Genomic DNA, 4,618 nt, shown 5'->3' with positions numbered 1-4,618 from the left:
CGAACGCCACCGACGCTCGGGTGGCGATCAACTGCGTCGACCAGCCCCCGATCACCGACCGCGCCAAGGTGATTGACGAAGACCGCCGCTCCCGCGAGATCGCCCCGTTCATGAGCTACGGGCAGTTCACCGGCGACGCGCCGCTGGGCACCTGCGCGTTCTGGCCCGTGCCGCCCACGAGCAAGCCGCATGCCGTAGCCGCGCCCGGACTGGCGCCGACCGTGGTCGTGTCGACCACCCACGATCCCGCGACGCCGTACAAGGCCGGGGTGGATTTGGCGGATCAGCTGCGGGGGTCGCTGCTCACCTTCGACGGAACCCAGCACACGGTGGTTTTCCAGGGCGACAACTGTATCGACGACTACGTGACGGCGTACCTGATCGCTGGCAACACGCCCCCGAGGGGCGCGAAGTGTTAGAGGTGTCGCCCTAAACCCGCTTGCCGAGCGTGCGCCGGGTGCGAAAGAACCGCAACATTTTCGCGCTCAGTACACGATGGGCGCCCCTGTCGGAGGCATTCCGCACACTTGCCCGCATGAGCGACCCATTCATTGGCAGCGTGGCGGTCGCGTCCGGCGCCGTCACCAAGTACGCGCTGCGCAGCCGATACTTCGCGATCCATCCGGGCGTCTATGTCGGGGCCCGCACCGAGCGCACAGCACATTGCGTGCCATGCGGCCTGGTTGTGGTCGGGCCGCCGGGGCGTCGTCGCCGGTTGCTCGGCGTCGGCGCTGCACGGCGCGAAATGGGTCGACGATCGCGCGTCGGCGGAGTTGCTCTACGACTATCGTCGGCCGCCCAGCGGCATCCGCACCTGGTCGGACCGTGTTGCCGAAGACGAGATACAACTCATCGGCGGCGTGCCCGTGACGACGCCCGCCCGAACGGCGCTCGACCTCGCATGCCGCTACCCGGTCGGCAAGGCTGTCGCGGCCATCGATGCGCTCCCCGCGCAACCGAGCTCAAGACGATCGAGGCCGAGATTCTCGCCGAGCGCTACCGCGGTCGCCGCGGCATCCGGCGTGCGCGGGAAGCACTATCACTCGTCGATCCCGGTGCCGAGTCGCCCTGCGAGACATGGTTACGCCTGCTCTTGATCCGCGCTGGGTTTCCGCGGCCTCAAACCCAGATCCCGGTGTACGACGAATACGGCGCGCTGGTAGGGGTTCTCGATATGGGCTGGCAGGACCTCAAGTTGGCCGTCGAGTACGAAGGTGACCACCACCGCACGGATCGGAGGCGATTCAATAGGGACATTCGACGCGCGGAAGCCCTCACGGAGTTGGGTTGGCTCAACGTGCGGGTCACCGTCGAGGACACGCCCGGCGGCATCATCGGCCGCGTTTCGGCGGGCTGGCAACGCCGAGCGTGTTCGTAGTGCGAAAGTCTCGCAGGAACATCGCTCTGAGTACACACTCGCCGACACGCCGAGCGAGATCAAGGCGTGACCTTTTCGCGCTTTTACAGGTACTCGCGGCTGCAACGATGACTGCCATGTCGCGCCTGAGACCAATGAGCTCGGCGCTGGTGTCGCTCGGACTGTTGCTCGGCGCGCAATCGTCTCTGCCCGTCGCCGCGGCAACGCCGGAACCCGGTGCCGGCCAGACCCCGAGCCCGGCCCCGCCGGCGGCTGCTTCAACGCGGTCGCAAAACTGGGGCAGCTGCGGACAATTCCTGGCCGACGCCAGCGACGTACCCAGCGCGCAGTGCACCACCGTGTCCGTCCCCGTCGACTACGCCAATCCCGGTGGGACACAAGCCAAGCTGGCGGTGATAAGGGTTCCCGCGAGCGGGCGGCGGACGGGGACGCTGATGGTTAACCCGGGCGGCCCCGGGGCATCCGCGGTGGAGATGGTGGCCGGACTCGCCGCGGACTTGGGAAACAGCGAGATCACCCGCGACTTCGACCTGGTCGGGTTCGACCCCCGCGGCGTGGGCCACTCCACCCCGCAACTGCGGTGCCGCACCGACGCCGAATTCGACGCGTTCCGGCGCGAACCGATGGTCGACTACAGCCCGGGCGGGGTGGCGCACATCGAGCAGCTCTACCGGCAGTTGGCGCAGCAATGCGTTGACCGGATGGGGACCGGCTTTCTGGCGAACGTCGGCACGGCTTCCGGTGCCAAAGACATGGACATGGTCCGCCAGGCGCTGGGAGAGGACCAGATCAACTACCTCGGGTATAGCTACGGCACCGAGCTGGGCACCGCCTACCTCGAGGCGTTCGGCGCCCACGTCCGGTCGATGGTCCTCGACGGTGCGATTGACCCTACCGTGGGCCCGGTCGAGGAAAACGTTAACCAAATGGCCGGATTCCAAACGGCTTTCAACGACTACGCCGCGGATTGCGCCCGCTCGGTGGCCTGTCCGCTGGGCACCGACCCGGCTCAATTCGTGAATCGCTACCACGCCTTGATCGACCCGTTGGTCGCCAAACCGGCCCGGACGGCGGATCCGCGCGGCCTGAGCTACGCCGACGCCACCACCGGCACCATCAACGCGCTTTACACTCCGCAGCATTGGAAGTACTTGACCAGTGGCCTGCTCGGGCTGGCGCGCGGCACCGACGCCGGTGACTTGCTATCGCTCGCCGACGATTACGAAAACCGTGATAAAAACGGCCACTACGGCAACGACCAGGACGCGTTCAACGCCGTTCGCTGTGTCGACGCGCCGACGCCGCGGGATACGGCGACATGGATATCCGCGGACCAACGGATCCGTCAGGCCGCGCCATTCTTGAGTTACGGGCAGTTCACCGGAAATGCCCCGCGCGACCTATGCGCGCTGTGGCCGGTGCCCGCCACGTCGCGACCGCACGCCGCGCCCCCCGCCGCGCCAGGCAAGGTCGTCGTCGTCTCTACCACGCACGATCCCGCGACCCCGTATCAGGCCGGCGTGAACCTGGCCCGCCAGCTCGGCGCCCCTCTGATCACCTACGACGGGACCCAGCACACCGCGGTGTTCAACGGGGACCAGTGTGTGGACGCGGCGGTGGTGCGCTATTTCGTCGCGGCGACGTTGCCGCCCGCGTCGTTGCGGTGCCGTTCTTAGGGTGCCGCGCCCGGAGCCGGCCCGGGCGTCATTGCCCGGAGGGCCCGCAACGGTTCTGAGCGGGAGTCGGTAACACGGATTTAACAGGTGTTGCCTACTGTCGGGTTATGGATCGACAGAAGGAATTCGTCCTTCGCACGCTGGAGGAACGGGATATCCGGTTCGTGCGGCTCTGGTTCACGGATGTGCTCGGTTACCTGAAGTCGGTCGCCATCGCCCCCGCCGAGCTCGAGGGCGCGTTCGAGGAGGGCATCGGCTTCGACGGTTCCTCGATCGAAGGCTTCGCGAGGGTCTCGGAATCCGACACCGTGGCAAACCCGGATCCGTCGACGTTCCAGGTGCTGCCCTGGGCCACCGGTTCCGGGCATCACCACTCGGCGCGGATGTTCTGCGACATCACCATGCCCGACGGCTCGCCGTCGTGGGCGGACCCACGGCATGTGTTGCGCCGGCAGCTACACAAGGCCAATGATCTCGGTTTCTCCTGCTATGTGCATCCCGAGATCGAATTCTTCCTGTTGGAGCCCGGCCCGAACGACGGGTCGAGGCCCGTTCCCGTCGACAGTGCCGGCTATTTCGACCAGGCGGTGCACGACACCGCGTCGAACTTCCGTCGCGACGCGATCGAGGCCCTGGAATTCATGGGCATCTCCGTGGAGTTCAGCCACCACGAGGGCGCGCCGGGCCAGCAAGAGATAGACCTGCGCTTTGCCGACGCGCTGTCGATGGCAGACAACGTGATGACGTTTCGCTACGTCATCAAGGAGGTCGCGATCGAGAACGGCGCGCGAGCGTCGTTCATGCCCAAGCCTTTCGCGGAGCATCCCGGCTCGGCGATGCACACGCACATGAGCCTGTTCGAGGGCGAAGTCAACGCCTTTCACAGCCCCGACGATCCGTTGCAGCTGTCGGACGTGGGCAAGTCGTTCATCGCAGGGATCCTGGAGCACGCCTCCGAGATCAGCGCGGTCACCAATCAGTGGGTCAACTCCTATAAGCGGTTGGTCCAGGGCGGTGAGGCACCGACCAATGCGTCGTGGGGCGCGGCCAACCGGTCCGCCCTGGTGCGGGTGCCGATGTACACACCGCACAAGACGTCGTCCCGGCGGATCGAGGTGCGCAGCCCTGACTCGGCGTGCAACCCGTACTTGGCGTTCGCCGTCCTGCTGGCCGCCGGGCTGCGGGGGGTGGAGAAAAACTACGTGCTGGGGCCGCAGGCCGAGGACAACGTTTGGGACCTCACACCCGAGGAACGGCTCGCGATGGGATATCGCGAGCTGCCGACCAGCCTCGACAGCGCGCTTCGGTCGATGGAGTCATCCGAACTCGTCGCGGAAGCGTTGGGCGAGCACGTGTTTGACTTCTTTCTGCGCAACAAGCGCGCGGAGTGGGCGAACTACCGCAGCAACGTCACGCCGTATGAGCTGAGCACCTACCTGTCGTTGTAGCCGACCACAAGCGGGTCGGTTCGACGGATCGGCACGTGCGCTACCGTCGTGGTCGTGACCAAACCCGTGACCGAGCGACCGAGGCTGCCCAGCGTGGGCCGCCTGGGATTGGTCGA

At 66.5% G+C, this 4,618-nt stretch carries 3 protein-coding genes and 1 pseudogene; all 4 read left to right on the top strand.

All coding sequences use genetic code 11. The features are described 5' to 3' along the window. Positions 1-419, top strand: a 419-nt coding sequence (locus JO059_RS08435) for an alpha/beta hydrolase (protein WP_293315640.1), incomplete at its 5' end; no start/stop codon positions are given. A 116-nt stretch (positions 420-535) separates the two neighbouring features. Then, positions 536-1,378 (top strand): annotated as a pseudogene (locus JO059_RS08430) (hypothetical protein). Positions 1,379-1,485: 107 nt separating this feature from the next. After that, positions 1,486-3,054 carry an alpha/beta hydrolase gene (locus JO059_RS08425; protein WP_293315639.1) on the top strand — a complete coding sequence of 523 codons (1,569 nt, stop codon included), beginning with the start codon at positions 1,486-1,488 and terminating at the stop codon, positions 3,052-3,054. A gap of 107 nt (positions 3,055-3,161) precedes the next feature. Next, positions 3,162-4,502, top strand: a complete 1,341-nt coding sequence (glnA, locus tag JO059_RS08420; RefSeq protein WP_293315638.1) for a type I glutamate--ammonia ligase — start codon at positions 3,162-3,164, stop codon at positions 4,500-4,502. Positions 4,503-4,618: the final 116 nt, after the last annotated feature.

It is taken from the genome of Mycobacterium sp., from assembly GCF_019247615.1.
In the GTDB taxonomy this organism is placed as follows: domain Bacteria; phylum Actinomycetota; class Actinomycetes; order Mycobacteriales; family Mycobacteriaceae; genus Mycobacterium.
This window is presented reverse-complemented; position numbering and strand designations above follow the sequence as displayed.

Excerpts from the sequence above, each read along its gene's own strand:
- JO059_RS08425 (WP_293315639.1), top strand. The coding sequence starts at position 1,486 with ATGACTGCCATGTCGCGCCTGAGACCAATGAGCTCGGCGCTGGTGTCG.
- glnA (WP_293315638.1), top strand. The coding sequence starts at position 3,162 with ATGGATCGACAGAAGGAATTCGTCCTTCGCACGCTGGAGGAACGGGAT.